Source organism: Bradyrhizobium semiaridum, from assembly GCF_020329505.1.
Lineage (GTDB): Bacteria > Pseudomonadota > Alphaproteobacteria > Rhizobiales > Xanthobacteraceae > Bradyrhizobium > Bradyrhizobium semiaridum.
In genome coordinates this window covers 15,477-40,000 of sequence record NZ_JAGKJJ010000023.1, presented here as the reverse complement: position 1 = coordinate 40,000, position 24,524 = coordinate 15,477, and the positions used below count along the sequence as shown (strand labels likewise).

Genomic DNA, 24,524 nt, shown 5'->3' with positions numbered 1-24,524 from the left:
CCGAGATCGCACTGTCGAGAGTAGCTCGATCAATCGCGTTTGAATTGTTTGTGATCATTCGGCCACGATTGGCGGTCATGGTCTACGACCAAAGTTCACGGCCTGTTCATTCCGATGTCCGTACCCATTGCGCCCAAGAAGCCCGGCAACCCTGCCCAACAAGGAGACTTCCATGCGTGAGATCGTCCGTCCGGTTTTTGCTGCGCTTGGTGTCGCGTGTCTCGCGATCGCCGTGACCGCGGCGTCGAGCAGCGGCGCGTACGCGCAGGCCAAGCAGCAGCAGATGGCGCCGCAGGCCAAGCAGCCCGCACAGGCCGCGCCGCCGGCACAACAGGAACAGATGCCGCCGATCAAGCAGATTGCGCTGACCGACAAGCAAGTCGACGGCGCTCTCGCCGCGGCCAAGGAAATGGACCCGATCACCGCCAAGCTTCCGGAGAATGCCCAGCCGGACCAGAAGGTCATCGCGCAGCTCGAGGGCATCGCCAAGAAGAACGGCTTTGCCAGCTATGACGAGTACAACAACGTCGTCGACAACATTTCGCTGGTGCTCGGCGGCTTCGATCCGCAGACCAAGAAATATGTCGGCCCGGAAGCGGTGCTGAAGGCGCAGATCGCGCAGGTCCAGTCCGACAAGCAGATGTCGGCCAAGGACAAGAAGAACGCGCTCGCCGATCTCAACGAGGCGTTGAAATGGCCGCCGCCCGCGGTCGAGAACAAGGGCAATATCGAGCTCGTCACCAAGAGCTACGACAAGCTGATGGAAGAGTTCGGCGGCAGCGACGAGAATTGAGTTCGCTTCCTGCACCTCTCCCCCCCCCTGCGGGCAGAGGTCGGAACGCATCGTAAGATGCGTTCCGGGTGAGGGGGAATTTCCGCGAATCCAGTTGTCACCGTGTATGCGAAGGCAGCCCCTCACCCCAACCCTTTCCCGTAAGAACGGGGAAAGGGAGCCGCCGACCATCTTTCATCCGAATCAAAGGCCCCGGAGCGATGCTCCGGGGCTTTTTTCGTTCATGTCAGTCCGCCTCAGGTCCGCGTGCGCATCCGCATCATGAAGCTGTCGAACGAAAGCTCGGCGACCTGCATCCAGGCCAGCGACTCGTTGCGATAGGCCGAGACACTCGCATGCATCTTGCCGAAATGCGGGTTACTCTTGGAGAGATCGGCGTAGATCTCGTTGGCCGCGTTGTAGCAGGCCTCCAGCACCTCCTGCGGAAACGGCCGCAACTGTGCGCCGGCCACGATCAGGCGCTTGAGCGCCGGCGGATTGACGTTGTCATATTTGCCGGTCACCCAGGTGAAGGTGTCCTCGGAGGCCGCCTGGATGGCCGCCTGGTAGTTCTTCGGCAACGCATTCCACTTTTCCAGGTTCATCACGTTGTGACCCTGGCCGGTGCCTTCCCACCAGCCGGGGTAGTAATAGAACTTGGCGACCTTCACGAAGCCGAGCTTCTCGTCGTCGTACGGGCCGACCCACTCGGCGGCATCAATGGTGCCCTTCTCGAGCGCCGGATAGATGTCGCCGCCTGCGATCTGTTGCGGCACGCCGCCGACCTTGGCGATGATGGTGCCGGCGAAACCGCCGACGCGGAATTTCAGGCCCTGGAAATCCGCCATCGACTTGATCTCCTTGCGGAACCAGCCGCCCATCTGGGCGCCGGTTGAGCCGGTCGGAATGCCGATGCACTTGTATTCCTTGAGCAGGTCGTTGAGCATGTCGGTGCCGCCGCCCCATTGCAGCCAGGAAATATGCTGGCGCGTGTTGAGGCCGAACGGCAGCGACGTGCCGAAGGTGAAGGCAGGATTCTTGCCCCAGTAGTAATACAGCGCGGTGTTGCCCATCTCGACCGTGCCGTTGGAGACGGCGTCCAGCACCTGCAGGCCCGGGACGATCTCGCCGGCGGCGAACGGCTGGATCTGGAATTTGTTGTCGGTGATCTCGGCCACGCGTTTGCAGAAAAATTCGCAGCCGCCATACAGCGTATCGAGCGCCTTGGGCCAGCTCGCGGCGAGCCGCCACCGTACTTCCGGCATCGATTGTGCGATGGCCGGAGCGGCCACCGCGGTTGCGGCCAAACCGATGCCGCCTGCCTTCAAGAATTCACGACGCTTCATGCGATTCCCTCCAATGTGCCGATGCTTCGACAAGGGAACGATCTTGATGTCGCTTTTCTTCGCCGATGGATCGACGTTGATATGTGAAAGTGTCCGGTGGCCCTCGACGGGCTCTTGCTGGTGGAATTCCGACGTTTCCGGTTCCGCGGGGCAGGATGACCGTTTGCCGAAGGAAATCAAGCGTAGCGTTTCACCGCAGTGCGAAGGCGCGCCGGCAGCGATGGATGAACCGCGGACCAGCGGCCAGTCCGGTTGCTGCCCGGACCGCCGCGATCTGCTACGAGGCCAGTGATGGGAGTCCAAGGACATGGGAGATCACATGGCCAGCAAGAAAGTCGTGGTTGCCGGCGCAACCGGCCTCGTGGGCAGTGCCGCTTTGCGACACTTCGGCGCATCCGAAAGCTGCGAGCGCATCGCACTGTCACGGCGCAAGCCGCGCGACCTCTACGGCGCCCGGCACGTGCCGGTCGACCTAACCGATGCGGAGGATTGCAGCCGCGCGGCGGCCGAGCTGCGCGGGGCCACTCATTTGGTCTACGCCGCGCTCTATGAAGCGCCGAGCCTGGTCGAAGGCTGGCGCGATCCGCAGCAGATCGCAACCAATGATCGGATGCTGCGCAATCTGATGGCTGCGCTCGAGCCGGTTGCGCCGGAGCTGAAACACGTCGCGCTGCTGCAGGGCACCAAGGCCTACGGCGTCCACGTCCGGCCGCTCACGGTGCCGGCGCGCGAGGGCCGCTCGGAAATGTACGAGCAGCCGAACTTCTACTGGGCGCAGGAGAGTTTCCTGCGCGCGCTGCAGCAGGGCAAGCGCTGGCACTGGAGCATCCTGCGTCCGGTGCTGATCATCGGCGAAGCGATGGGCGGCGCGATGGATCTGATCCCGCCGCTCGGCGTCTATGCCGCGATGCTGCGCGAGCAGGGCCGGCCGCTGGATTATCCCGGCGGCGCCGCCCGCGTCGCGCAGGCGGTCGATGTCGATCTCCTGGCGCGCGCGATCGCCTGGTCCGGCGATGCCGAGACCGCGCGCAACGAAGCCTTCAACGTCACCAATGGCGACGTCTTCACCTGGGAGAACATCTGGCCGGCGATCGCGGACGCGCTGGAGATGAAGCCGGGCCGGCACGTGCCGCTGTCGCTGGCGCAGGAATATCCAAAATGGATCGCGCCGTGGGATGCATTGCGCAGGAAGCACGACCTGGTCGCGCCCGGCCTCGAAGAATTCGTCGGCTTGTCGTTCCAGTACGCCGACTACAGCATGCGCTACGGACAGACCGAGCCCGGCCCGCCGTCGATTGTCTCGACGGTCAAGATCAATCAGGCCGGCTTTACCGAGATGATGGATACCGAAGTGATGTTCAGGAAGTGGTTCGAGCTGGCCAAGGCGAGCCGGCTGCTGCCTTAGTGGTGGAGCGCCGCTCTCTCGTCTCCCTCTCCCCGTTCTTCGTGGGGAGAGGGCGGGGTGAGGGGCCTCCATCCGGCGAGCACCTTGCTGCTTGTCGAACAGCGTGCCTCGTCCCTCACCCGGATCGCATCTGAGATGCGATCCGACCTCTCCCCTCAAAGGGCGGGGAGAGGTGAAGCAAGCGGCGAGCCCGCGCTCACTCGTCTCCCTCTCCCCGTTCTTCGTGGGGAGAGGGCGGGGTGAGGGGCCTCCATCCGGCGAGCACCTGCTGCTTGTCGAACAGCGTGCCTCGTCCCTCACCCGGATCGCACCCGTGATGCGATCCGACCTCTGCCCGCAAAGCGCGGGGAGAGGCGAACGCGCCGCTACCGCGAAAACGCAGCCTCCATCGCCTTGCGCGTCTTGATCGTGTCGCTGCTCTCGTCCACCTCGACGTCGCTCCAGCGCACCACCGCGCCGTGCGCGACGTCGTTCTTCAGCTTGACGCGATGAGCAAGGCCGATCGGCAGCGCGCCGGCTTTGAGGCTGGCGGCGGCGGGCAGCAGTTTGCCCCACACCGTGTAGCCGCCTTCGCCGTCGAGCATCTCGCCGGCGCGCAGGTTGCGTTTGGCCACCGACGCGACATCGCCGCGGAAGCCGCGCGGCTGGCCGGTCGGCTCGCTGCGCAGCGCCGCCGACAGCACCGAGATGTTCAGCTCGAGCCCGATCAGATGATACGGCTTGTACATCGCTGCATAGCGGCCGGAGGCATCGGTCTTGAGGCCGTACTGCCTGAAACAGTCGGCGGCATAATCATTCGGCGCTTCCAGCACCACATAGACGCCCCAGCGCAGATCGCGAAACACCGGCCGGCCGTCGCGCTCCAACGACGACACCACCTCGACGATGCCGGACTTTTCCAGCACGCCGCCCTTGTCGCGCGGCCGCATGATGTGCGGGAGGTCGTCGACGCCACAGGGCGGAAACAGGAGGCCGTCGGAGGGCACGTCGAGCGTGCAGGCATTGGCGATCGCGGCCATCTCGATGGCGGATTTGGTGCCGTCGAGGAAGGAATTGAACATCTGCGGATTCATGCCGGCGGATTGCGCTTCGCCCGCGGTGAGCCCGTAGTGCTGCCAGACGCCCTCCGGCGTCACGTCGTGATAGGCCGGGAGATATTTCGTGCCCTTGCCGGCGGCGACGACGCGGAATCCGGTGGCGCGCGCCCAGTCGACCATCTCCGCGGTCAGGGCCGGCTGGTCGCCATAGGCCAGCGAATAGACCACGCCGGCCTTGCGCGCCTCGTCGGCAAGCAATGGCCCCGCCAGCACATCGGCCTCGACATTGACCATCACGACGTGCTTGCCGGCGGCGATGGCCGCGCGGGCGTGGCGGATGCCGACGGCGGGATTGCCGGTCGCCTCCACCACCACATCGAACGCGCCGCCGGCGATCGCGCGCGCGCCGTCATCGGTGAAGGCGGTCGCCTTGATCCGTTCGTCGTCCCAGCCGACCGTGCGGCACGCCTCGCGCGCGCGGTCGCGGTCGAGGTCGACGATGACGCTCACCTCGAGCCCCGGCGTGTGCGGCACCTGCGACAGGAACATCGAGCCGAATTTGCCGGCACCGATCAGCGCGACGCGGACCGGCTTGCCGGCGGCAGCGCGGGTTTGCAGGAGGTGATGCAGGTTCATGTGCTGTTACCGATGATGTCGTCGCGTGACGCGCGATGGTGCAGAATTCGTCATTCCGGGGCTCGCGAAGCGAGAACCCGGAATCCATCCCACCGCAGCGCCTGCGGTCCAATGGATTCCGGGCTCGCGCTACGCGCGCCCCGGAATGACGGTAGTGGTTACTCCGCCGCCTGGCGCGGCGCACGAGCGAGCCGCAGCAGCGCATCGTCGGCGACGGTCTGGATCGGCGTGAAGTCGCGGTGCGCGATGTAGTCCGGCCGGGTCGGGGTGCGGATATAGTTCGAGACCGCGTTGAGCGTCAGATAGACGATCTTGCGCGGGTAGGGCGTGATGTTGCCGCTGGAGCCGTGCACCAGATTGCCGTGGAACATCAGCATGCCGCCGGGCTTGCCGGTCGGCGCCACGATGCCGCCCTGCTGGACCAGCCGCGTCACCGTCTCTTCGTCCAGCGTCCACAGCGGGTAGGAGGTGGTTTCGAGATCGTGCGAGGCCTTGAGGTCGCCCGCGGTCTGGCTCTTCGGCACCAGCATCAGCGGGCCGTTGATCGGCATCACCTCATCGAGGAAGATCGCGATGTTCATCGCGCGCGGCTCCGGCATGCCGTCGTCGCGCTTCCAGGTGCCGTAATCCTGGTGCCACTGCCAGACGTCGCCGGTGAACGCCGCCTTCGCGTTGATCTTGAACTGATGCATGTAGACCTTTTCGCCGAACAGCTGCTCGATCGGCTCGATCATGCGCGGATGCGCGCCGAGGATGCCGAACGCCTCGTTGTAGAGATGCGCGGCAAACGCCGTGCGCGGCGCGCCGCTCTTCTCGCGCCACACCTCGGGGCGGTTGGCGTCATAGATGCTGACGGCCTCGCGGGCGAGGAAGTCGACCTCCTCCTGGCTGAACAGCTCGGGCAGGAACAGCCAGCCTTCGCGATGGAAAAATTCAACCTGCTCTGGGCTCAGTTTCATGGTGCGTCCTCCTTGTTTGTCTTGTTTCCTCGTTATGGCCGGGCTTGACCGGGCCATCCACGTTTTTTGCTGGCCGCCGTTGATCACGCCGCCACGTCGATCGCTCGCAGCTTCTCCTCGGTCATCCGTCCCGCCGTCTGGGCATGCGCCAGCGCCGCGGCCTCCGCGGCCGCGGCATTGCCGGAGAAGATATGCGCTGCGATGGTTTCGTGTTCGGTCCAGGCGCTGCCGCGATAGTCGAGCTCGGCGAGCACGGTCGCCATCGAGCGGCGCATATGCGGCCATTGCGGCGCGATCATCTCCTCGATCGCGGAGTTGCCGGCGAGACGATAGATCGCGCTGTGGAAGTCGACGTCGAGCGCGATCAGGCGCGCCAGCGGCGTGCGGTCGTCGATCGCGCGGCCGGCCTCCAGCGCGGCCTCGAGCCGTCCACGTCCCGGGGAATCCTCCTTCGCACGCCCGGCCGCCAGCCGCGCCGCCAGCGCGTCGATCGCGCCGCGCACCTCATAGAGTTCGCGGATGCGCTGCGGATCGAGCTGCGTCACCTCGAAGCCGCGCTTGCCGCTCTCGGCGACGAGGCCCTGCCGGTGCAGCAGATGCAGCGCGTGCGAGATCGGCTGGCGCGAGACGCCGAGCTTTTCCGCAAGTTCATTCTGGGTGATGCGCTGCCCCGGCAGCAGCGTGCGATCGATGATCGCCTCGGAGATCCGCGCATAGACCTGGTCGATCAGGTTCGGAGGCGGGTCCAACGGGATCATGCCGGTTCATCCAATTTGGAATACGGAATTCCGTGTTCGAGAATGGACGGTACTGCCGAAGCAGCGAGCGGTCAAGGCTCTGAATAGCGGTTGGGATAAGGGACTGAAAACAGGAGATTTAGCTGTGGCTCGGAATGAGTTAACCGCGGCCGAGACGCCTTCAATGGCGAGCGGAGCAAGCGGGACCCCTCTCCCCAACCCTCCCCCGCAAGGGGGGAGGGAGCCCACCCGCCGGTGCGCCCCTTACGGAACGCAACTCGTCTGCCTATTCGATGCGCTACGCGGCGTGAGGTGAGCACGCTCTTCAGGCTCCCTCCCCCTTGCGGGGGAGGGTTGGGAGAGGGGTGGCCGCGGGTGCTGGCGCGAGAGATCGAGCCTTGCTCTATCAACCAGAGAACCCGATCGCTACGAGCGTCCGGCGAGCTCAGCCCGCTACTTCCGCTTCCCCAGCTCCGTCAGCATCCGCGTCATCAGATAGAGCCGCGGCACGATCGAGTCGGTGTCGATGTATTCGTCGCGGGCGTGATAGCCCCAGCCGGCGAGGCCGAAGCTTTCGACCACGATCGCCTTGCCGCTGCGCGCCGCGTAGCCGGCGTCGGTGGCGCCGCCGGTCATCTCGGCGATTGCGAGCTGGCGATCGATCTCGCCATAGATCGCCTGGCCCTCCCTGGCGAGGGCGCGGCCGCGGTCGTCGGCGACGAACGGTGGACGGCCCGCCACGACCTTCACGCTCACTTCGGTATCCGGGATCAGCCTGGTCTTGATCTTCTCGTCGAGCGCGGCCTGCAGCTTCTGCACGCCGTCGGGAATGGTGAGGCGGATGTCGGCGCCGGCGCTGGCGCTCTCGGGGATCTGGTTGCGCACGGTGCCGGCCTTCGCCGTGGTCCAGTTCAGCTGCGTGCCCGGAATCGTTTTCGCGATGTCCTGGGTCTGCAGCAGCTGATGCGCGAGCTCGAGCAGCGCGTTGCGGCCGAGCTGCGGCGCGGCGCCGGCATGCGAGGCCTTGCCTTTCACTTCCATCGTGCCGATGGCGGTGCCGCTCGCGCCGAGCAGCAGGCTTTCGTTCCTGGCGACCGGCGGCGCCACCGTCGGCTCGCACGACAGCACCACGTCGTGCTGGTCGGCGAGCTCCGAGATGGTCTCGCCGGAGCCGATCGAGCCGACCTCTTCATCCGGATTGAACGCGACGGTGAGTTTTGCGTAGTCGCGCCAGCCCGCGTCGTTCAGGATCTTCAGCGAGTGCAGGATCACCGCGATGCCGCCCTTGTCGTCGGCGATGCCGGGCCCGTAGATCCTGACGCCGTCCACCTTGTAGGGTTGCGAAGCCAAAATGCCGTGCTCATAGACGGTATCCATATGCGCGATCAGCATCAGCTTCTTGGTGCCGGTGCCTTCGAACGTGCCGATCACCATGTCGGCGCCGGCGCCGTGCGTGGTCTTGCGCCGCTCGGTCTTGGCGCCGAGCGCCTTCAGCCGCGCTTCGGTGAAGTCGGCCATCTTCTTCAGGCCCTCGACGTCGGCGGAGCCGGACTCGATCAGCACCATCTCGTGCAGGCTGTCGATCACCGCCGGCTTGGCCTGCTCGGCAGCCGCGCGCAGCTTCTCGTCGGCCGCGGCGAGGGCGGGGGAGGCGGCGAGGGCGAGCGCGAACAGGCTGATCGACGCAAGCTGTTTGATTGCTGATTTCATGAGTGTCCTCCCTTGCTGCGGGAGGACACTAGCATTGCGGATGATCCGCCTCCAGGCGCATCAGCTCTGATCGAGCACCTCGACGTCGAGCATCTCGATGTCGGCGGCATTGGCAATGGCCTCGATCGCCGCGATCCGCTCGCCGGCGGTGGTGATCCGCAGCACGACGCGCAGCCGGCGGCCGAGGATGACGGCGACGCCGAGCTCGCCGTCGACCAGCGCCGGCCTCGCCGCCTGCGCGCGGCCCTTGAAGCTTTGCGCGACCGCCATCGCGCCGCGGATTTCCGGCAGCGAGCCGAGCCGTTGCGCGGCCTCGTCGGCGCGCACCACCACGTCGGGCGCGAGCACGGCGAGCAGCCCCTCGAAATCGCCGTTGCGCGATGCCGCCAGGAAGGCTTCGACAATCTCGCGCTTTTCGCCGAGATCGGCATCGGGTGCGGGCGCCGTGCCCTGCACGCGGCGCCGCGCGCGGCTGGCGAGCTGTCGCGCGGCGGACGGCGTGCGGCCAACGATCGGCGCGATCTCCTCGAACGGCACCGCGAACATGTCGTGCAGCACGAACGCCAGCCGCTCGGCCGGCGCCAGCGTTTCCAGCACTACCAGCAGCGCCGCGCCGACGGAGTCGGCCATCTCGCTCTCGCGCTCGTGCGCGTTGTCGGCGACCGGCTCGGGCACGTGCGGGCCCATCGGCTCCTCGTGGCGTGATTTACGCGCGCGCAGCATGTCGAGGCAGATCCGGGCGATCACCGTGGTCAGCCAGCCGCCGAGATTGTCGACCGCTTCGGCCTCGGTGCGGCTCAGCCGCAGCCAGGTTTCCTGCACGGCGTCGTCGACCTCGGCGGTCGAGCCCAGCATGCGGTAGGCCACCGCCCGCAGGCGCTGCCGGTTGGCCTCGAACTGCTCGGCCAGAAACTTTTTCTCGTCCATCGGTCACATTCCCGTTGTCCGCTCCGTCATGGCCATGACGAACGAAACCCGGCCGATGTGACAACAAATCGGCACGGTCGCGTCAAAAGTCCAATCAGGAGACACGACATGATGAAAGCCCGCATGAACCACCCGGTGATGGTTGTTCCCGATGCCATGAAGGCGCTGCAGGCGCTCAGCGAAACCGCCAAGCAGGGCCTGCCGGAGAAGTTGATCGAGCTGGTGCATCTGCGCGCCAGCCAGATCAATGGCTGCAGCGTCTGCGTCGACATGCATCCGAAACTCGCCAAGCGCGCCGGCGAGACCGATGAGCGGCTGTTCGCCGTCGGCGCCTGGCGCGACGCGCCCTATTTCACCGACGGCGAGCGCGCCGCGCTGGCGCTGACGGAAGCGATGACCCGGCTCAGCGACCGCGAGGATCCGGTGCCGGACGCGGTGTGGGACGAGGCCGCCCGGTATTTCGACGAGCAGGAGCTCGCCAACCTCGTGCTCTCGATCGCGGCGATCAACGTCTGGAACCGGCTCAACGTCGCGGTGCGCCAGCCGGTCGGTGCGTGGAAGGTGTGAGCGTTCTTCTCCCTCTTCCCGTTCTTCACGGAGAGAGGGTTGGGGTGAGGGGCTCCATCCGCGCAAGCAGCGAAAGACGGATATGCGGAGACTCCCCCTCACCCGGATCGCATTGTCAATGCGATCCGGCCTCTCCCCGCAGGCGGGGAGAGGCGAAGACACTCAGCCCGCCAGAAACTCCAGCACGATCTCGCAATAGCGCTGCGGGGCCTGTTCGAACATCGGATGCGTGGTGCCGGGGATCAGCTCGGTGCGCGCGCCGGCGACGTTGGCGGCGAGCGCGTGCAGCACCTTCGGCAGCACGCCTTTGGTGTTGGCGCCGCCGATGAACAGCGTCGGCGTCCTGATCGCTTCGGCGTCCGCCTTCGAGAACGGCGGCCGCTGGTCGCGGGTCTGGCCGATCAGCGTCGTGGCGTTGTCGCGCAATGGCTGTTTGGCGGTGGCCGGAAGCCGCTTCCAGGCGCCGGGGCCTTCGAGCGCGTCGATGAAGATCTGCAGGCCGCCGTCGATATCGCCCCTCGCGATCACCTCGGCCGAGGCCGCGATCCGCGCCGCCAGCGGCGAGGGGCCGGGCTGGTAATCCGGATCGAGCGTGGCATCGAGCTCGCCGCCGGGTTCGGCGAGGATCAGCTTGCGCAGCAGGTCCGGCCGGCGCTGCGCGACGCGGAAGCAGATGTGGCCGCCGCGCGAATGGCCCATCAGGTCGAGCGGCCGGGTCTCGAAGGCTTCGATGAAGGCGATCACATCGTCGACATGCTGGGCGATCGAGTAGGTGTCGCCGATCCCATCCCAATGCGCCGGGAAGAAATGCCGCAGGCTGACCGCGATCACGCGGTGCTGGCGCGTCAGCGGGCCGAGCACGGCCGACCAGATCCGGAAGTCGCACAGCGAGCCATGCACGCAGACCAGCGGCGGCCCCGCCCCGATGTCGAGATAGGGCATGTCGAAACCGTTGACGTGAAGGCTGTGCATTGTGGAGCTCGTCGGAGGAGGTGTAGTGGAGGTGCGACTATCTTTCATGGAAATGGTGACGCCGGCAAACCTTGGCCGTCATTCCGGGGCGCGCGAAGCGCGAGCCCGGAATCCATTGGGCTGCGCATAGTGCGGGGAGATGGATTCCGGGCTCGCCGCTCCGCGGCCCCGGAATGACGGAGGGAGTTGTTAATTCCGGCCAGGTTCCCGCAGGATTCGGGTGGATAGCAACATTCTCCAAGCCTAGATTCCGCGGCAACAGCAGGCTCTGAATGTGAGCCAAAACGATTTCAGGGAATATCAGGAGTGAGCCATGACCGGCCAGCATTATGCGATCTTCGACACCGCGATCGGCGCCTGCGGCGTCGTGTGGGGCGAGCACGGCATCACCGGCACCCAGCTGCCGATGGGCGATGCGGAGAAGACCCGCAAGCGGATTTTTCAGCGCAACGGCGATGTCACCGAGGCGGCCCCGCCGGCCGAGGTGCGGTACGCGATCGACGGCATGATCGAGCTGCTCGCCGGCAAGCCGAACGACCTCGCCGACATCACGCTCGATCTCGACGGCGTGCCGGACTTCAACCGCAACGTCTACGACATCGCGCGCAAGGTGCCGCCCGGCAAGACCATCACCTATGGCGACATCGCCAGGCAGCTCGGCGGCGTCGAGCTGTCGCGCGACGTCGGCCAGGCGCTCGGCCGCAACCCGTGCCCGATCGTCGTGCCCTGCCACCGCGTACTGGCGGCCGGCAACAAGCCGGGCGGCTTCTCCGCCAATGGCGGCGTGGTCACCAAACTGAAGATGCTGCAGATCGAGGGCGCGGTGGTGAACCACACGCCGAGTTTGTTTGATTGAGCGGCGGTCTCTCCGCTCCCTCTCCCCGTTCTTCACGGGGAGAGGGTTGGGTGAGGGGCTCTATCCGGCGAGCACTTTGCGATTTGTTGGTCTGTGTGCCTCGCCCCTCACCCGGATCGCATCTGACGATGCGATCCGACCTCTCCCCGCAAAGAGCGGGGAGAGGTGAAGTACCTACCTAAGCCATCTCACACACGAAGCCATTGCCCTTCCGCTTGATCCTGCCGACCGACGGCGAGGGGAAATGCGCGGGGCAGCACAGCGTGGCGGTGTCGCAATAGCGCTCCAGGAAGCTGCGCCGGGTCTTGGCCGACTGCGCCATGTCGACGTCGAATTTCGCCGACAGCTCCGGATAGAGCGTCTGGACCGGCGAATGCATCAGGTCGCCGGCGAACACCGCGTCGTCCTTGCCGCGGCCGAAGGTGAAGGCTACATGGCCCGGGGTGTGGCCGGGCGTCGGCAGGATGCGGGCGTGATCGCCGATCGCAAAATCATTGCGCACGATCTCGGCCCTGTCGGCCTCGACCACCGGCAGCACACTGTCGACGAACGGCGGCACTTCGGCCTTCGCGTTTGTCGCGGTCCAGTAGTCGAACTCGGTCTTGTCGAACACGTAGCGCGCCTTGGGGAAGGTCGGCACCCAGCGGCCGTTCTCCAGCCGCGTGTTCCAGCCGACATGGTCGACATGCAGGTGCGTGCACATCACGTAGTCGATGTCGCCGACCGAGAAGCCGGCGGCGGCCAGCGCGCGCATGTAGCTGTCGTCGGTCTTCATGTTCCAGTTCGGCCGGTTCGGCCGCGGCTTGTCGTTGCCGATGCAGCTGTCGATCAGGATGGTGTGGTGCGGCGTCTTCACGATGTAGGACTGGAACGCCAGGATCAGCGTGTCGCTGTCGTCGAGCGCGCCCGCGGCCTTCATCCAGTCGCGGTTCTCGGCGAGCAATTCCGGCGTCAGGCCGGGCAGCATGTCGCGCGCGGGCAGGAACGTGGTCTCCTGCTCGACGATGCGGTGGATGGTGAGGTCGCCGATCGAAAATGTCAGGCTCATGGGATTCCTCGGAAAGATCAGTGCGCGTCGCGCACGGCGGGGATCACGATGTTGGCAAGGATATCCATTGCCGCAAGGCCTTCCTTGGCTTGGCCGATCTGCGCTGCTGTCGTCATCATCACAAGATCGAGATCGGGCACGACAATGATCCGCTGGCCGCCCCAGCCGAAGGCTGCCACCCACCTCACCTCCTTGCCCTCGGACAAGGATCGTCCCATCCACCATTGATAGCCGTAGAACAGCGTACCGCCGAAATAGCCGACCGCCTGGAATCGTGGCGCGATCGACTGCGCGATCCAGTCGGCGGACACGACCTGCTTGCCGTTCCATGTCCCGCGATTGAGCACGAGTTGGCCGATCTTCGCGGCATCGCGCGGCCGCAGGCGCAGCCCGGCAGCGGCTGCAATCTTGCCGTTCCTGTAGGTCTTCCACTCGAGATCGGTGATGCCGAGAGGCTCGAACAGCGTCTCGCGCGCGAAGGATTCGAGCGGCTTGCCGGAAACGCGTTCGAGGATGCTGCCGAGTAGATCCGTCGCGCCACCGCTATAGTTCCAGAGCGTATCCGGCGGCGCCGCAATCGGCTTGGCCAGGACGTAGCCGATCGGATCGGCATCGAATGCAAGATGCGGTTCGTCGTTCTTCGGATCGCTCCAGGGCAGCGTTTCGTCCCATTTGAAGCCGGAGGACATCGTCAGCAGATGGCGCAGCGTGATGGCATCCCATCCGGCTGATTTCACCGCTTGATGCTCGGAGAAGAAATTCACCACGGGTTCATCGATGCCGGCGATCAGCTTGCGGTCGATGGCGATGCCGACCAGCAGCGAGGTCACGCTCTTGGTCGCCGAACGCATGTCGTGTTTGGTGGTGGCCGTGAATGCGATCCGGCCCTCGGGCTGCCCCCACGGCTGGTCGATGCCGGCAAAATATTGCTCGAACACCAGCCTGCCATGACGTGCCACGACGACCGAATGGACCTCGGTGTTGCGCAGCGCCAGCCGCGCGGCGATGCCGCACAGCCGTGCGCCGTCCATGCCGACGCTGTCCGGCGTGGCAATGGTCCAGCCGTCGTCGAGCGACGCTGGCGCGCCGCAGGGTTGGGCTTGCTGTCCAGGCGTCATGGCGTCGGCCCACAATTTCGTGGTTGAGACCGCCAGCGCGAGGGCAAGGCTCGCGCCGAAAACAAGGAAGCGGGGGAAGCGATCGCGCATCGCTGTGTCTCCCGCCGTTCGCCGTTACGCCGCCGGTGGCGCCGAGATCTTCACCGACGGCCGCTCCAGCATTTTCTGGTAGAAGGCGTCGAGCTTCGGATAGGCCTTGCGCCAGCCGCAATCGGCGAAGCGGAAGTCGGCGTAGCCGAGCACGCAGACGAGGCCGATCTGCGCGATGTCGAACGGCCCGTCGAGCACGTCGGGCCGGTTCTCGAACCGCGCCATGCCGGTCCAGGCCCGGTTCCAGTGGTCGTCATGCCAAGCCTGCCACTGCGAACCCTGCGGCCGCACCATCTTCTCGTAGCGGCACAGCAGCATGGAATCGAGCATGCCGTTGATCAGCGAATGGTCGGTCTTCACCCGCCAGCGTCGCGGGCCGTAGCCCGGGATCAGCCGGCCGCCGCCGAGTTCGTTGAGATATTCGACGATGACGTAGGAATCCAGAATCACATCGCCGTGGTCGGGGATCAGCACCGGCAGCTTCTTCAGCGGCGTGATCTTGGAATATTCGTCATTGGCCTGGCCCGGCGCGACGGTCGCCGGCACCAGCTCGATCTTGTCGATCAGGCCAAGCTCGATCGCGGCGATGCGCACCTTGCGGGCGAACGGGGAGGCGGGGGAGAAGGTAAGTTTCATGGGAGACCTCTATCCGAACACACAGTGGTCATCGTGAGCGCTTGTGAATGCATGGCTCGCGAGTGGCACCAAACATGCAGCGTCGTCCTGGCGAAAGCCAGGACCCATTACCCCAGCTATCTGTTGTTGCACGACGCTAGGCCATGATCCCGCACACGATCAAATTCGGTGGTTATGGGTCCTGGCTTTCGCCAGGACGACGGGGTGGAGAGGCCGAGCGCCAGAATCCATGCCCCGTCATCAGGATGATGGTGTCGCAGCTCACGCTGCGATGATTTCCTGGCGCTGCTCGCCGAGGCCCTCGATGCCGAGCGTCACGACGTCGCCGACGTTGAGGAACTGCGGCGGCTTCATGCCGAGGCCGACGCCGGGCGGGGTGCCGGTGGTGACGATGTCGCCGGGCAAGAGCGTCATGAACTGCGAGACGTAGGAAACGCACTGCGCCATCGAGAAGATCATGGTCTTCGTGTTGCCGGTCTGGCGGCGCTGGCCGTTGACGTCGAGCCACATCGACAGGTTCTGCACGTCGGCGATCTCGTCCTTGGTGGCGAGCCAGGGGCCGACCGGGCCGAACGTGTCGTGCGACTTGCCCTTGGTCCACTGTCCGAGGCGCTCGGTCTGGAAGTTGCGTTCGGAGACGTCGTTGCAGATGCAATAGCCGGCGACGTAGTTCAGCGCATCGGCTTCCGAGACGTATTTGGCGCGGGTGCCGATGATCGCGGCAATCTCGACTTCCCAGTCCAGCTTGGTCGAGCCGCGCGGCTTCTCGACCGCATCGTTCGGGCCGCACAGCGACGTGGTCGCCTTCATGAAGATGATCGGTTCGGTCGGGATCGCCGCGCCGGTTTCCTTGGCGTGGTCGGAATAATTGAGGCCGATCGCAACGAATTTGGAGATGCCGGTCACCGGGGCGCCGAAGCGCGGCTTGCCGGAGACGGACGGCAGGGAGGCGGCATCGACGCCGGCGAGCTTCTTCAGCGATTCCGGCGTGTAGGCGTCGCCGGTCAGGTCCTTGATGTGGGCCGAGAGGTCGCGGAGCTGGCCCGATTTGTCGATCAGACCGGGCTTTTCCGCACCCTTTTCGCCGTAACGAACAAGCTTCATGTGATCACTCCCTACGATGTCCTGAGGATTTGTTGCTGGTATACCTCGACAAGCTTCATGGAACAGCGCGCGGTGAAATTCAACCGCCATGAGCGCACTGCATTGCAGCCAGCCTATATTTCAAGGCTGCCTGGCCCCATCGTCGCCCGCATGAGCGAAGCGATATGCGGGATCGCTATCCCGGATGTCGCTCCGCTCATCCGGCTACATTTCCAGCAAGTGGCCCGAGTCAGGCACCCAATGCGACGAACCGGAACGCATCGCCATCGCGCTTGATGTGGCCGGCATCGAAATGGCCGCCGATCACCAGCGTCGGTGTGTCCGCGAAGCGTGAAAACAGCTCGCGCCGCGTCGCCGCCGATTGCTTCTGGTCGGAATCCGCGGTCGACGACCAGTCGAGATGATACATCTGGCAGGGATGATGGGCGACGTCGCCGGTCAGCAGGCCTTCCTCGCCGCTCGACTTGATGTGGATGCTCATGTGGCCGGGGCTGTGACCCGGCGTCGGGATCAGCGTGATCTCCTCGGTCAGCCTGATATCATCAGGCACCAGCTCGGCCTTGCCGGCGTCGGCGATCGGTTTCACCGAATCGGCGAACACGGCGGCATGCGCGGCATCGTCAGAGTGGTCGCGCCAGTGCTCGAATTCGGTCCGGCCGAACACGTAGCGCGCATTGGCGAAGGTCGGCACCCATTCGCCGCCGACGAGCCTGGTGTTCCAGCCGACATGGTCGACATGCAGATGCGTGCACAGCACGGTGTCGATGCTGTCGGGCGCAAAGCCCGCCGCGGTCAACCGCTCCAGGAACGGATCGCTCCGGTTGTTCCAGGTCGGCACGTTGCGGCCCTGCTTGTCGTTGCCGAGCCCGGTGTCGACGATGATGCGGTGCTCCGGCGTTTCCACCAGCAGCGAGTGGATCGACATCTTCAGCCGGCCGTCCTCATTGGCGAAATGCGGGATCAGCCAGGGCAGGCTCTGAATTTCCTCCCGCCCGGCGAGCGGCAGGATGAAGCGGGTGCTGCCGACGGTCTCGAGCTCGACGACCTTGGTGATCCTGACCCTGCCAACCGTCCAGTGCATGCGTGCGCCCTCCGTTTCTTGTTGCTCTGCCCGAACCATGCGGGTTTCCGCGCGGTGGCGCAATGGATCAAGTCGGCGCGTGCTGCGTTACCGCCCTGTGAACTTAGGAGTGTGCGGCATGCCGGAACTCATGATCTCCGCTGAAAAGGTCGGCTTCCTGATCGAGAAGGCGCGGGAATTCGACGTCAAGGAGGGGCTCGTCGATCCCGCCTCCGGCTCGAACGGCGCCGACGATGACATGATCGACGTGCTGGAGGACGACGGCGTCGATCCGGTGGCGCGCGAGATCACCGGCTTCATCGACGCGCTGAGCGAGGACGAGCAGGTCGACCTCGTCGCGCTGATGCGGCTCGGCCGCGGCGACGGCACCATCGAGGAATGGACGGATCTGCGCCGCGAAGCCGCGCGCGGGCGCACCAGCCGCGTCGCCAGCTATCTCTTGGGCGAGCCGATGCTGGGTGATCTCCTCGCCGAAGGCTTGGACGAGTTCGGGCTGCGGCCGGGCGGCGAGCGCATCACGCCGGTGCAGTAGGTCCGAGGCCACGCCGCTGCTCGCTTCACCTCTCTCGCTTCACCTCTCCCCGTCCTTTACGGGGAGAGGTCGGATCGCGTCAGCGATCCGGGTGAGGGGCGAGGCACACTGCTGAACAAACCGCCAGTGCTCGCCGGATGGAAACCCTTCACCCCAACCCTCCTAAAGTGAGCTTCGCTCGTCTCGTCCCCGCAAGCGCGCTAGCGTATGCACATCCGCTGCGACGGTCGATAAGTCAGGAAGGCACCAATGGATGGGTTCCCTCCCCCTCGCGGGGCAGGCAGTCGCATATGGGAATTTGAGTGATGTAGGCGTTGGCGGTGGGCTCCCTCCCCCGCAAGCGGGAGAGGCGAAGTGAACCAGCCGATAAGCTTACGCGCCTCACATGCGATCGCCCTGCCTTGCGGGGGAGGGTTAGGGAGAGGGGTAAGCCGCGCGAGCGGTGTTTGTGGCTTACCCCTCTCTCCAGCGGGGGAGAGCTGGAGGGGGAGAGAGCCCTCCCACCTCCCGTGCAGCCTTAATCAAAATCATCTCGCCGACGGTAAGCACCGTCGGCGCCGCGCCCGTGCGCGCTCGTACCAGACCGCCCTCACAGCGTTCCCGGGAAGGCGCCGCCGTCGAGCAGGATGTTCTGCCCGGTGATGAAGCCGGCCTTGGCGCTGCACAGGAAGGCGCAGGCTTCGCCGAATTCATCGGGCTGGCCGAAGCGGCCGGCCGGGTTGAGCTTGGCGCGCTCGGCCATCACCTGCTCGACCGGAATGCCGCGCTTCTCGGCTTCCGCCTTGCCGGTGCTGCGCAGACGGTCGGTCTCGAACGGGCCGGGCAGCAGGCCGTTGATGGTGACGTTGTTGATCACGGTCTTGCGCGACAGGCCGGCGACGAAGCCGGTGAGGCCAGCGCGCGCGCCGTTGGACAGGCCGAGGATCTCGATCGGCGCCTTCACCGCCGCCGAGGTGATGTTGACGATGCGGCCGAACTTGCGCGCCATCATGCCGTCGACGGTGGCCTTGATCAGCTCGATCGGCGTCAGCATGTTGGCGTCGATCGCCTTGATCCAGTCGTCGCGGGTCCAGTTGCGGAAATCGCCGGGCGGCGGGCCGCCGGCATTGTTGATCAGGATGTCCGGATCCGGGCAGGCCTTCAGCACCGCCTCGCGGCCGGCCGGCGTCGTGATGTCGCCGACGATCTCGTTGACGGTGAGGCCGGGATGCGCCTTGCGGATCTCGTCCGCGGTCTGCTTCAGCGCCTCGGCGCCGCGCGCCGTCAACGTGACATGCACGCCCTCATTGGCGAGCGCGATCGCGCAGGCGCGGCCCAGTCCCTTGCTCGATGCGCAGACGATGGCGCGGCGGCCTTTGATTCCAAGATCCACGGTTCACTCCCTGAAATGTCGGGTGGTTTCTAGTGTTCGATGCGCGCATTGTAGCCAAGCGCGGCGGCGGCGATAAGGGACGTGCGATGCATAAGTGCATGCCCGGCGGGAACGGCCTGGGCAATGCCTGAGGGGCCCCTGGTGCGCGGGTGGCGGGCGCGTGCGCAATTTCGGAATAATGAAAAATACCCCCGAGTTGCCTGACGCGTCAAGTCGCTTTTCCGGGTGCCGGCGGCCGCCTGCTCCTTTGCATGGGGTTGTTTTTCGGTATTTGGTACGCCGACCGTGCCCTAGATGCGGCGCTCGCGCCGCAGCCGCTCGATCGCCAGGGTGGCTTCCGGCGGCAACGAGCGGATTCCGGTTTGCCCGACCGCCGAGAACAGCGGCCGCAATTGCGATCCGTTGAGGAATTGCGGCTGGTTGGCGAGCGGGATCAACTGGTCGAAAATCAGCACCAGCGTGGTGACGACGAGCCCGGCACGGACCCCGCCCAGCAGTGCGCCGCCGAGCCGGTCGCCAATCCCGATCTCTGAGCCGACCGCGTCGTCCAGCATCATCCGCGCCATCTTGCCGAGCACGGCGCCGATCACGAGGAACAGGCCGAACAGCAGCACGCCGTTCTGCGGAAAGGGCGAGGAGGGCAGCGTCGTGATGTGCGGTCCGATCATCGCCATTGCGGCGACCGCGATCGGCATGGCGACGAGATAGGCCAGGATCGTGAGCGCGCTGCGCAGCAGGCCGGTCGTGAAACCGGTCACGACCGCGAACAGCAATCCGATGGTGACAGCGGCGTCGAACAGATTCATCGAAGGGAATTCCCCGCGCCATTCTCTCGCGGTCCCCCGATGAATGAATCGGGCTCACATTCGGGACAATTGTAGCTATCAATCGCCGCCGTTATATCCGGGAACCTGTCGATGTCCGACCTATTCGATGTCAGTAAAGAAATCATCTTCATTGATGCGCGCGTCTCGGGTTTGACTCTGCCACATCCACAGCCGTCATTCCGGGGCGCGCGACGTCGTCGCGCCCCGGAATGACTGAGGTGTTGCCGCCGATCAGCGTCGGCATGATCGAGGCGACGACCACGCGCAGGCGCTCGGGTGAAAGACCGTGTCGACGTTCCTGCCGCCGGCATCGAGCAGCGCCACCGAGGTAGCCGCATCCTCCGACAGCCGCCCGTCACCGCGTAGCCGCACGAGCCGTGCGCCCACCACCACGAAATCGAATGTGTCGGTCACTTGTCCGCCGTTCCCGGTGTCTTGTCGTTCCGGGATAATCCCCTTGGGATGTCTGTCGTTGACTTGGGATGTCTGTCCTTGGCGGATTGTTGGGCGCAAAGCTCCGCTTTTTCGCGGTTTCAGGCAAGGTCCGGTCCCGCGCGGAGGATTTCGTCCGGAAACCGGTGAATCCGGCGTCATAAAATCCTCAAAAAACCGCTCGCGGGGCTTTCCAAACCGAAGTTGCATTGATACATACCCCCCGCACCCGACGGCTTCGGCCCGGGTCGCCTTCTCAGGAAGCCCCCAAGTCGTATCGATCGGCGCCGTCAGACGCGTTGGCCGGTCGCTTGAGGCTCCCTTTCTGCAAGGCATGCAACGGTTTAACGCGGGGTGGAGCAGCCCGGTAGCTCGTCAGGCTCATAACCTGAAGGTCATAGGTTCAAATCCTATCCCCGCAACCAAATTGGTAAAGAAACCCCAGCAATCCGGGTGGATCGCTGGGGTTTTATTTTTGTCTGTCATGGGCGCGGCCGTGACGACCGACGCGGCTTCGACATTTGGCGCGCGTTGACCAGGCTATGGCCGCTGTCCTGAAGCGATTGCGCCGCCGTCGTGCCGACGGGCGGTATCGCGCCCGAGCGCTCGCAACTTGCAGCCATCTTGTGATCCGCGGTCGCGACGAGGAGGCCGCGACAACAGACTTGGCCTCGCTTCAGCGGGCTCTTTCGTTGGCCGCACTCGTATCCCGCTGTCTCCTCCGCATAGGAACTTTGGCTTCCCCGCCTGATTGTCAGACCACGTGGACGGAGGAGATTTGCATGAACCAGTTGATTTATCTGGTCGGGTTGATCGTGGTCATTTTGGCGATCTTGTCGTTCTTCGGATTGCGGTAGGCGCGCCATGGATAACGAGCATGGGCTTGCCGCGTCCGCCGCCGACAGGACCGGCCTCCGGCTGCAGTGGAGCCCGGTATTCGCCGGCGCGCTGGCTGCGGCGGCGCTGTCGGCGATCCTGATCGGTTTCGGAGCCGCGGTCGGCTTGGGTGTGAGCTCGAGCTCGCCGTCGTGGCGCGATGCATCGGCCGCGCTTGCGCTGCTGTCCGGGCTGTACCTGATCCTGCAAGCGCTGGTGAGCTTTGGCGTCGGCGGCTACATCGCCGGCCGTGCGCAACGCGTGATCGGCGCAGCGCCGTCCGATGTGATCGAAAACCGCGACGGCCTTCATGGTCTCACGGCCTGGGCGCTCGCCGTCATTATAAGCGTGTCGATCATCGCGCTGCTCGGCTTGTCGACCGCGCGTCCGGTGAGTCAGGACCGGCCGTCGGCGACGGCGGCCGAGCCGCTTTTAAGCGCAGAGCTTGACCGCCTGTACCGGTCGGTGCGGCGGCCGGCCAATATCGATCTCGGCTACGAACGTGCGGAAGCGGGTCGCATCCTGCTGACGAGCTCGGGCCGCAGCGGCGTCAGCAACGACGATCGCACCTACCTGATCCAGCAAGTTGCGGCCTCGACCGGGCTCGCCGCTGCCGACGCTGAGAAGCGTGTCGACAGCGTCATGGGCGATGCAAGAACCGCGATCCAGCGCTCGCGGCGCAGCGCGGTGATCCTGGCCTTCTCGGTCGCGGCGGCGCTGCTGTTCGGCGCGGTCGCGGCCTGGGCCGCCGCCTGCGCGGGCGGACGGCATCGCGACGGTGCCGCGTTGCCGGAGTGGATGGGCGGCAGGCCGGCAACGACCGTACCGCTGGTCTGATGCAGTTGTGAATGTCCTTCAAGGGAGACGGCAATGGCAACGATCTTGGTGATGGATCACTCCGGTGACACAAGGCAGCAGTTCGATCCGAACGACAGCGAGCAGCTCGCCTGGGCGAATGCCCGTTTCAGCGAATTGACCGCGGACGGCTACACCGCCGCGGTGCGGAGATCCTCCGGCGAGGTCGAGCGCGTCCGCGCGCTGGATCCGGCCGCCGAGGAAACCCTGTTCTACCCGAGGCTGGTCGGCGGCTGATGCCATGATCGCCGGTTTGCGCGACATGCCGCTGCGATCCACGCTCCGAGGTCTCTCCGGCGTGTTGCGCGCCACCCTGGCTGCGATCCGCGACCGCTGGCAGGCCTATGAACGGACCGAGGCACGCGCGCTGGCGCTGATGTCCGCCTGGCTGTCGCCGGAGCAGCGATCGCAATTCGTGAAGTACCATCGCTTCGACGTCATCGGATCGGAGTCCGGCAAGCGGTACCGAATCTGCTACGGCACGTCGACCAACGTCTATGAGATGGATGGCAGTGATCGCGTTGTGGTCGGCTGGTGTTTTCGGCCCGCGGGCTCGCTGGCGGCGGGCGACGTGATGCTCGCCCAGAAGATCGCGCTGGAAACCGACGAGCGCGCGACGCTGATGGTGGCGCGGCCATTCCCGAGTTCGCTGCCGCCGCGCACCAACCTTCCCCCAGTCGTCTAGGCGTCCGGTCGTCAGCGGCGCCGGCGTGTCCCGCGTGTCCGGGCAGAGGAACGTCGATCAACCTGTCGGGTTGTCGGATGCCGATCCACGATGGACCTCGCTATGCGCGCCGCCAGACAACCGTCATCGCTCAGTCTGATTGTCGGTTCTTACCTTGCCGATTGGCGACGATGGATCGGCCGCCTCATCACCAGCTACGCGCTCGCCGGCGGCCTCATGCTGATGGGCGCCGTCTCGCTGCTGATTGCGATCGGCATCGGCGTTGCCGCGGGCTTCCACGCCATCGAGGTGCGCTATGGGATTTGGATCGCTTATGCCGCGATCGGCGGCGCCTTCGTGCTGCTCGGACTGCTAGGGCTGGTTATAGGCCGCGTGCTGCTTGCGCGTCCGGCGCCGCACGTGCCGCGCGGCAGCCGACAGGCCGGCATGCTCAAGCGCGCCGTCGCAGCGCCGGTCGCGACGCGGCTGATCGCCACCACCCGGTCGGGTGCCGATACCACGACCCAGGCAATGGCTGCTGGGGCGGTCATCCTGCTGGCCGCCTGGCTCGCGGCATCGCGCTTCCGGCGTCGGCACGCCGCCGCCCAGGACTAGGCGATGACGCCGCGCTCCCGCTGGCCGAACGACCTCATGCTGGCCGGCGCGACCGCGCTGGCGACCATCGCGATCTATCGGCAGGTGGCCCGCTCGAAGACGCCGCCAGATGATGGTCGGCAACGCGCCGAGACCGCGCCGATCGAGACGCAGGACCACGGACGGCTGGCCGACACGCCGCTGCAGATTCCACGCGCCGGCTGGAAGGACATTCTGCTGCGCACCTATCAGCAGATCGACGAAGACCGGCTGCTGGCAACGGCCGCCGGCGTCGTGTTCTACGGCCTGCTGTCGATCTTCCCGGCCATCACCGCGCTGGTCTCGAGCTACGGCCTGTTCGCCGATCCGTCCACGATCTCGGCCAACCTGCAGAGCCTCGCACTGATGCTGCCGGAAGGTTCATATACGATCGTCCAGGACCAGATCGCCCGGGTGCTCGCGAAGGACACCTCGGCGCTCGGGCTGACCTTTGCGATCGGTTTGCTGGTCGCGATCTGGAGCGCCAATGCCGGAATGAAGGCGATCTTCGATGCCCTCAACGTCGTCTATGACGAGAAGGAAAAGCGCGGCTTCTTCAGGCTCAACCTGATTTCCCTTGCATTCACCGTCGCAGCTTTGATCTCGATCATGCTGATGGTGGGAGCAGTGGTCGTCGTTCCGCTCCTTCTGCAACAGGTCGGATTGGGCACGAGGGCCGAGCTCATCGTCCGGTTCGGACGGTGGCCGGTGCTGGCGCTCCTGCTTCTCACCGCGCTTGCGGTGCTTTACCGCTATGGCCCCAGCCGAACCAGACCGCGCTGGCAATGGCTCAGCGTCGGCGCCGTCGTGGCGGCCGTGCTCTGGCTGATCGGTTCGTCGCTGCTCTCCTGGTATCTCGCGAATTTCGGGAACTACAGCGCGACCTACGGCTCGCTGGGCGCCGCCATCGGCCTGATGACCTGGATGTGGATGTCTGCCATCATCGTGCTGTGCGGGGCAGAGCTGAACTCGGAAATCGAGCATCAGACCGTGCGCGATTCGACCGAAGGCCACCGCAACCCGCTCGGTGCGCGCGGCGCAACCATGGCCGACACGGTCGGCGAGGCGTCATCATAGCGGACCGCTCGCGCGCCGCGGCATCGCAATGGTGCGGCCGCGACCGCCGATGGCGTCGCGTTCGGCAATGTGGCGGTCGATGTCCGGGGTGATAGTGCTGCAATCCCGGGGCACATCTCGGATGGCGCGTTCCCGCTCACATTCGGCGTGATCGCGACATGTTGGAGAGGTTCTAGCAAGACAACCGGCGCGCCTGCTTTTCACAACGCGGCTCCGGCGTTACGCCCGACCGATCAGTGGCATGGGACGTGATTG

At 65.5% G+C, this 24,524-nt stretch carries 25 protein-coding genes and 1 tRNA gene; 11 read left to right on the top strand and 15 right to left on the bottom strand.

Translation table 11 applies throughout. The features are described from left to right. Positions 1-172: 172 nt before the first annotated feature. Positions 173-793, top strand: a complete 621-nt coding sequence (locus J6500_RS23505; protein WP_225715075.1) for a hypothetical protein — start codon at positions 173-175, stop codon at positions 791-793. A gap of 236 nt (positions 794-1,029) precedes the next feature. On the opposite strand, the gene J6500_RS23500 is transcribed toward J6500_RS23505, so the two are convergent. Beyond that, entirely contained in the window at positions 1,030-2,118 is a 1,089-nt protein-coding gene (locus J6500_RS23500; RefSeq protein WP_225715074.1) for a TRAP transporter substrate-binding protein, read from the bottom strand. A gap of 319 nt (positions 2,119-2,437) precedes the next feature. Here J6500_RS23500 and J6500_RS23495 point away from each other — a divergent pair, with 319 nt between their 5' ends. Further along, complete coding sequence (locus J6500_RS23495) at positions 2,438-3,523, top strand: NAD-dependent epimerase/dehydratase family protein (protein ID WP_225715073.1); 1,086 nt, start codon at positions 2,438-2,440, stop codon at positions 3,521-3,523. A 365-nt stretch (positions 3,524-3,888) separates the two neighbouring features. Here J6500_RS23495 and J6500_RS23490 read toward each other — a convergent pair whose 3' ends face one another. The 5 genes from J6500_RS23490 to J6500_RS23470 all read right to left on the bottom strand — a co-directional run bounded on the left by J6500_RS23490 (position 3,889) and on the right by J6500_RS23470 (position 9,529). Continuing rightward, on the bottom strand, positions 3,889-5,196 hold the full coding sequence (locus tag J6500_RS23490; RefSeq protein ID WP_225715072.1) for an NAD(P)H-dependent oxidoreductase: 1,308 nt from the start codon (positions 5,194-5,196) through the stop codon (positions 3,889-3,891). Between the two features lie 158 nt (positions 5,197-5,354). Next, positions 5,355-6,155 carry a phytanoyl-CoA dioxygenase family protein gene (locus J6500_RS23485; RefSeq protein ID WP_225715071.1) on the bottom strand — a complete coding sequence of 267 codons (801 nt, stop codon included), beginning with the start codon at positions 6,153-6,155 and terminating at the stop codon, positions 5,355-5,357. A gap of 83 nt (positions 6,156-6,238) precedes the next feature. Then, positions 6,239-6,913, bottom strand: a complete 675-nt coding sequence (locus J6500_RS23480; protein WP_225715070.1) for a GntR family transcriptional regulator — start codon at positions 6,911-6,913, stop codon at positions 6,239-6,241. 432 nt (positions 6,914-7,345) lie between these two features. Next, positions 7,346-8,602, bottom strand: coding sequence for a M20/M25/M40 family metallo-hydrolase (locus J6500_RS23475; RefSeq protein WP_225715069.1), 1,257 nt, complete (start codon positions 8,600-8,602; stop codon positions 7,346-7,348). 60 nt (positions 8,603-8,662) lie between these two features. Continuing rightward, complete coding sequence (locus J6500_RS23470; protein ID WP_225715068.1) at positions 8,663-9,529, bottom strand: sigma-70 family RNA polymerase sigma factor; 867 nt, start codon at positions 9,527-9,529, stop codon at positions 8,663-8,665. A 111-nt stretch (positions 9,530-9,640) separates the two neighbouring features. Between J6500_RS23470 and J6500_RS23465 the strand changes: the two genes are divergently transcribed. Then, positions 9,641-10,096 carry a carboxymuconolactone decarboxylase family protein gene (locus tag J6500_RS23465; protein WP_225715196.1) on the top strand — a complete coding sequence of 152 codons (456 nt, stop codon included), beginning with the start codon at positions 9,641-9,643 and terminating at the stop codon, positions 10,094-10,096. A 162-nt stretch (positions 10,097-10,258) separates the two neighbouring features. Here the strand turns inward: J6500_RS23465 and J6500_RS23460 are convergent, their stop codons facing one another. After that, positions 10,259-11,068, bottom strand: a complete 810-nt coding sequence (locus J6500_RS23460; RefSeq protein ID WP_225715067.1) for an alpha/beta fold hydrolase — start codon at positions 11,066-11,068, stop codon at positions 10,259-10,261. A gap of 313 nt (positions 11,069-11,381) precedes the next feature. On the opposite strand from J6500_RS23460, the gene J6500_RS23455 reads away from it, so the two are divergent. After that, positions 11,382-11,924: a methylated-DNA--[protein]-cysteine S-methyltransferase gene (locus tag J6500_RS23455; RefSeq protein ID WP_225715066.1), complete on the top strand. Its 543-nt coding sequence runs from the start codon at positions 11,382-11,384 to the stop codon at positions 11,922-11,924. A 178-nt stretch (positions 11,925-12,102) separates the two neighbouring features. Here the strand turns inward: J6500_RS23455 and J6500_RS23450 are convergent, their stop codons facing one another. The 5 genes from J6500_RS23450 to J6500_RS23430 form a co-directional block, all read right to left on the bottom strand. Further along, the gene (locus tag J6500_RS23450) at positions 12,103-12,972 is read right to left on the bottom strand and encodes an MBL fold metallo-hydrolase (RefSeq protein ID WP_225715065.1); all 870 of its coding nucleotides are present in this window, start codon (positions 12,970-12,972) and stop codon (positions 12,103-12,105) included. 17 nt (positions 12,973-12,989) lie between these two features. Continuing rightward, a complete protein-coding gene (locus J6500_RS23445; protein WP_225715064.1) occupies positions 12,990-14,180 on the bottom strand; it encodes a serine hydrolase domain-containing protein in 1,191 nt (396 codons plus the stop codon). A gap of 24 nt (positions 14,181-14,204) precedes the next feature. Then, complete coding sequence (locus J6500_RS23440) at positions 14,205-14,816, bottom strand: glutathione S-transferase family protein (RefSeq protein WP_225715063.1); 612 nt, start codon at positions 14,814-14,816, stop codon at positions 14,205-14,207. 261 nt (positions 14,817-15,077) lie between these two features. After that, a complete protein-coding gene (locus J6500_RS23435) occupies positions 15,078-15,920 on the bottom strand; it encodes a fumarylacetoacetate hydrolase family protein (RefSeq protein ID WP_225715062.1) in 843 nt (280 codons plus the stop codon). 229 nt (positions 15,921-16,149) lie between these two features. Further along, positions 16,150-17,001, bottom strand: a complete 852-nt coding sequence (locus J6500_RS23430; RefSeq protein WP_225715061.1) for an MBL fold metallo-hydrolase — start codon at positions 16,999-17,001, stop codon at positions 16,150-16,152. 118 nt (positions 17,002-17,119) lie between these two features. Here J6500_RS23430 and J6500_RS23425 point away from each other — a divergent pair, with 118 nt between their 5' ends. Beyond that, positions 17,120-17,533 (top strand): DUF3775 domain-containing protein, encoded by a 414-nt coding sequence (locus J6500_RS23425; RefSeq protein ID WP_225715060.1) that lies wholly within the window; start codon positions 17,120-17,122, stop codon positions 17,531-17,533. Between the two features lie 589 nt (positions 17,534-18,122). Here the strand turns inward: J6500_RS23425 and J6500_RS23420 are convergent. The 3 genes from J6500_RS23420 to J6500_RS23410 all read right to left on the bottom strand — a co-directional run bounded on the left by J6500_RS23420 (position 18,123) and on the right by J6500_RS23410 (position 20,146). Beyond that, positions 18,123-18,905, bottom strand: coding sequence for an SDR family oxidoreductase (locus J6500_RS23420; protein ID WP_225715059.1), 783 nt, complete (start codon positions 18,903-18,905; stop codon positions 18,123-18,125). A gap of 290 nt (positions 18,906-19,195) precedes the next feature. Then, on the bottom strand, positions 19,196-19,711 hold the full coding sequence (locus J6500_RS23415; RefSeq protein WP_225715058.1) for a CvpA family protein: 516 nt from the start codon (positions 19,709-19,711) through the stop codon (positions 19,196-19,198). 252 nt (positions 19,712-19,963) lie between these two features. Further along, positions 19,964-20,146 carry a hypothetical protein gene (locus J6500_RS23410; RefSeq protein WP_225715204.1) on the bottom strand — a complete coding sequence of 61 codons (183 nt, stop codon included), beginning with the start codon at positions 20,144-20,146 and terminating at the stop codon, positions 19,964-19,966. A 366-nt stretch (positions 20,147-20,512) separates the two neighbouring features. On the opposite strand from J6500_RS23410, the gene J6500_RS23405 reads away from it, so the two are divergent. From J6500_RS23405 to J6500_RS23380, 6 genes are all read left to right on the top strand, one after another. Further along, positions 20,513-20,589, top strand: a tRNA-Met gene (locus J6500_RS23405). A 439-nt stretch (positions 20,590-21,028) separates the two neighbouring features. Further along, entirely contained in the window at positions 21,029-21,877 is an 849-nt protein-coding gene (locus J6500_RS23400; RefSeq protein ID WP_225715057.1) for a hypothetical protein, read from the top strand. Between the two features lie 33 nt (positions 21,878-21,910). Further along, entirely contained in the window at positions 21,911-22,132 is a 222-nt protein-coding gene (locus tag J6500_RS23395) for a hypothetical protein (RefSeq protein ID WP_225715056.1), read from the top strand. Positions 22,133-22,157: 25 nt separating this feature from the next. Then, positions 22,158-22,580, top strand: a complete 423-nt coding sequence (locus tag J6500_RS23390) for a hypothetical protein (RefSeq protein WP_225715195.1) — start codon at positions 22,158-22,160, stop codon at positions 22,578-22,580. 90 nt (positions 22,581-22,670) lie between these two features. After that, complete coding sequence (locus J6500_RS23385) at positions 22,671-23,174, top strand: hypothetical protein (protein ID WP_225715055.1); 504 nt, start codon at positions 22,671-22,673, stop codon at positions 23,172-23,174. 3 nt (positions 23,175-23,177) lie between these two features. Further along, positions 23,178-24,269 (top strand): YihY/virulence factor BrkB family protein, encoded by a 1,092-nt coding sequence (locus J6500_RS23380; protein ID WP_225715054.1) that lies wholly within the window; start codon positions 23,178-23,180, stop codon positions 24,267-24,269. Positions 24,270-24,524 lie beyond the last annotated feature (255 nt).

Excerpts from the sequence above, each read along its gene's own strand:
- J6500_RS23505 (WP_225715075.1), top strand. The coding sequence starts at position 173 with ATGCGTGAGATCGTCCGTCCGGTTTTTGCTGCGCTTGGTGTCGCGTGT.
- J6500_RS23500 (WP_225715074.1), bottom strand. The coding sequence starts at position 2,118 with ATGAAGCGTCGTGAATTCTTGAAGGCAGGCGGCATCGGTTTGGCCGCA.
- J6500_RS23495 (WP_225715073.1), top strand. The coding sequence starts at position 2,438 with ATGGCCAGCAAGAAAGTCGTGGTTGCCGGCGCAACCGGCCTCGTGGGC.
- J6500_RS23490 (WP_225715072.1), bottom strand. The coding sequence starts at position 5,196 with ATGAACCTGCATCACCTCCTGCAAACCCGCGCTGCCGCCGGCAAGCCG.
- J6500_RS23485 (WP_225715071.1), bottom strand. The coding sequence starts at position 6,155 with ATGAAACTGAGCCCAGAGCAGGTTGAATTTTTCCATCGCGAAGGCTGG.
- J6500_RS23480 (WP_225715070.1), bottom strand. The coding sequence starts at position 6,913 with ATGATCCCGTTGGACCCGCCTCCGAACCTGATCGACCAGGTCTATGCG.
- J6500_RS23475 (WP_225715069.1), bottom strand. The coding sequence starts at position 8,602 with ATGAAATCAGCAATCAAACAGCTTGCGTCGATCAGCCTGTTCGCGCTC.
- J6500_RS23470 (WP_225715068.1), bottom strand. The coding sequence starts at position 9,529 with ATGGACGAGAAAAAGTTTCTGGCCGAGCAGTTCGAGGCCAACCGGCAG.
- J6500_RS23465 (WP_225715196.1), top strand. The coding sequence starts at position 9,641 with ATGAAAGCCCGCATGAACCACCCGGTGATGGTTGTTCCCGATGCCATG.
- J6500_RS23460 (WP_225715067.1), bottom strand. The coding sequence starts at position 11,068 with ATGCACAGCCTTCACGTCAACGGTTTCGACATGCCCTATCTCGACATC.
- J6500_RS23455 (WP_225715066.1), top strand. The coding sequence starts at position 11,382 with ATGACCGGCCAGCATTATGCGATCTTCGACACCGCGATCGGCGCCTGC.
- J6500_RS23450 (WP_225715065.1), bottom strand. The coding sequence starts at position 12,972 with ATGAGCCTGACATTTTCGATCGGCGACCTCACCATCCACCGCATCGTC.
- J6500_RS23445 (WP_225715064.1), bottom strand. The coding sequence starts at position 14,180 with ATGCGCGATCGCTTCCCCCGCTTCCTTGTTTTCGGCGCGAGCCTTGCC.
- J6500_RS23440 (WP_225715063.1), bottom strand. The coding sequence starts at position 14,816 with ATGAAACTTACCTTCTCCCCCGCCTCCCCGTTCGCCCGCAAGGTGCGC.
- J6500_RS23435 (WP_225715062.1), bottom strand. The coding sequence starts at position 15,920 with ATGAAGCTTGTTCGTTACGGCGAAAAGGGTGCGGAAAAGCCCGGTCTG.
- J6500_RS23430 (WP_225715061.1), bottom strand. The coding sequence starts at position 17,001 with ATGCACTGGACGGTTGGCAGGGTCAGGATCACCAAGGTCGTCGAGCTC.
- J6500_RS23425 (WP_225715060.1), top strand. The coding sequence starts at position 17,120 with ATGCCGGAACTCATGATCTCCGCTGAAAAGGTCGGCTTCCTGATCGAG.
- J6500_RS23415 (WP_225715058.1), bottom strand. The coding sequence starts at position 19,711 with ATGAATCTGTTCGACGCCGCTGTCACCATCGGATTGCTGTTCGCGGTC.
- J6500_RS23400 (WP_225715057.1), top strand. The coding sequence starts at position 21,029 with ATGGATAACGAGCATGGGCTTGCCGCGTCCGCCGCCGACAGGACCGGC.
- J6500_RS23395 (WP_225715056.1), top strand. The coding sequence starts at position 21,911 with ATGGCAACGATCTTGGTGATGGATCACTCCGGTGACACAAGGCAGCAG.
- J6500_RS23390 (WP_225715195.1), top strand. The coding sequence starts at position 22,158 with ATGCCGCTGCGATCCACGCTCCGAGGTCTCTCCGGCGTGTTGCGCGCC.
- J6500_RS23385 (WP_225715055.1), top strand. The coding sequence starts at position 22,671 with ATGGACCTCGCTATGCGCGCCGCCAGACAACCGTCATCGCTCAGTCTG.
- J6500_RS23380 (WP_225715054.1), top strand. The coding sequence starts at position 23,178 with ATGACGCCGCGCTCCCGCTGGCCGAACGACCTCATGCTGGCCGGCGCG.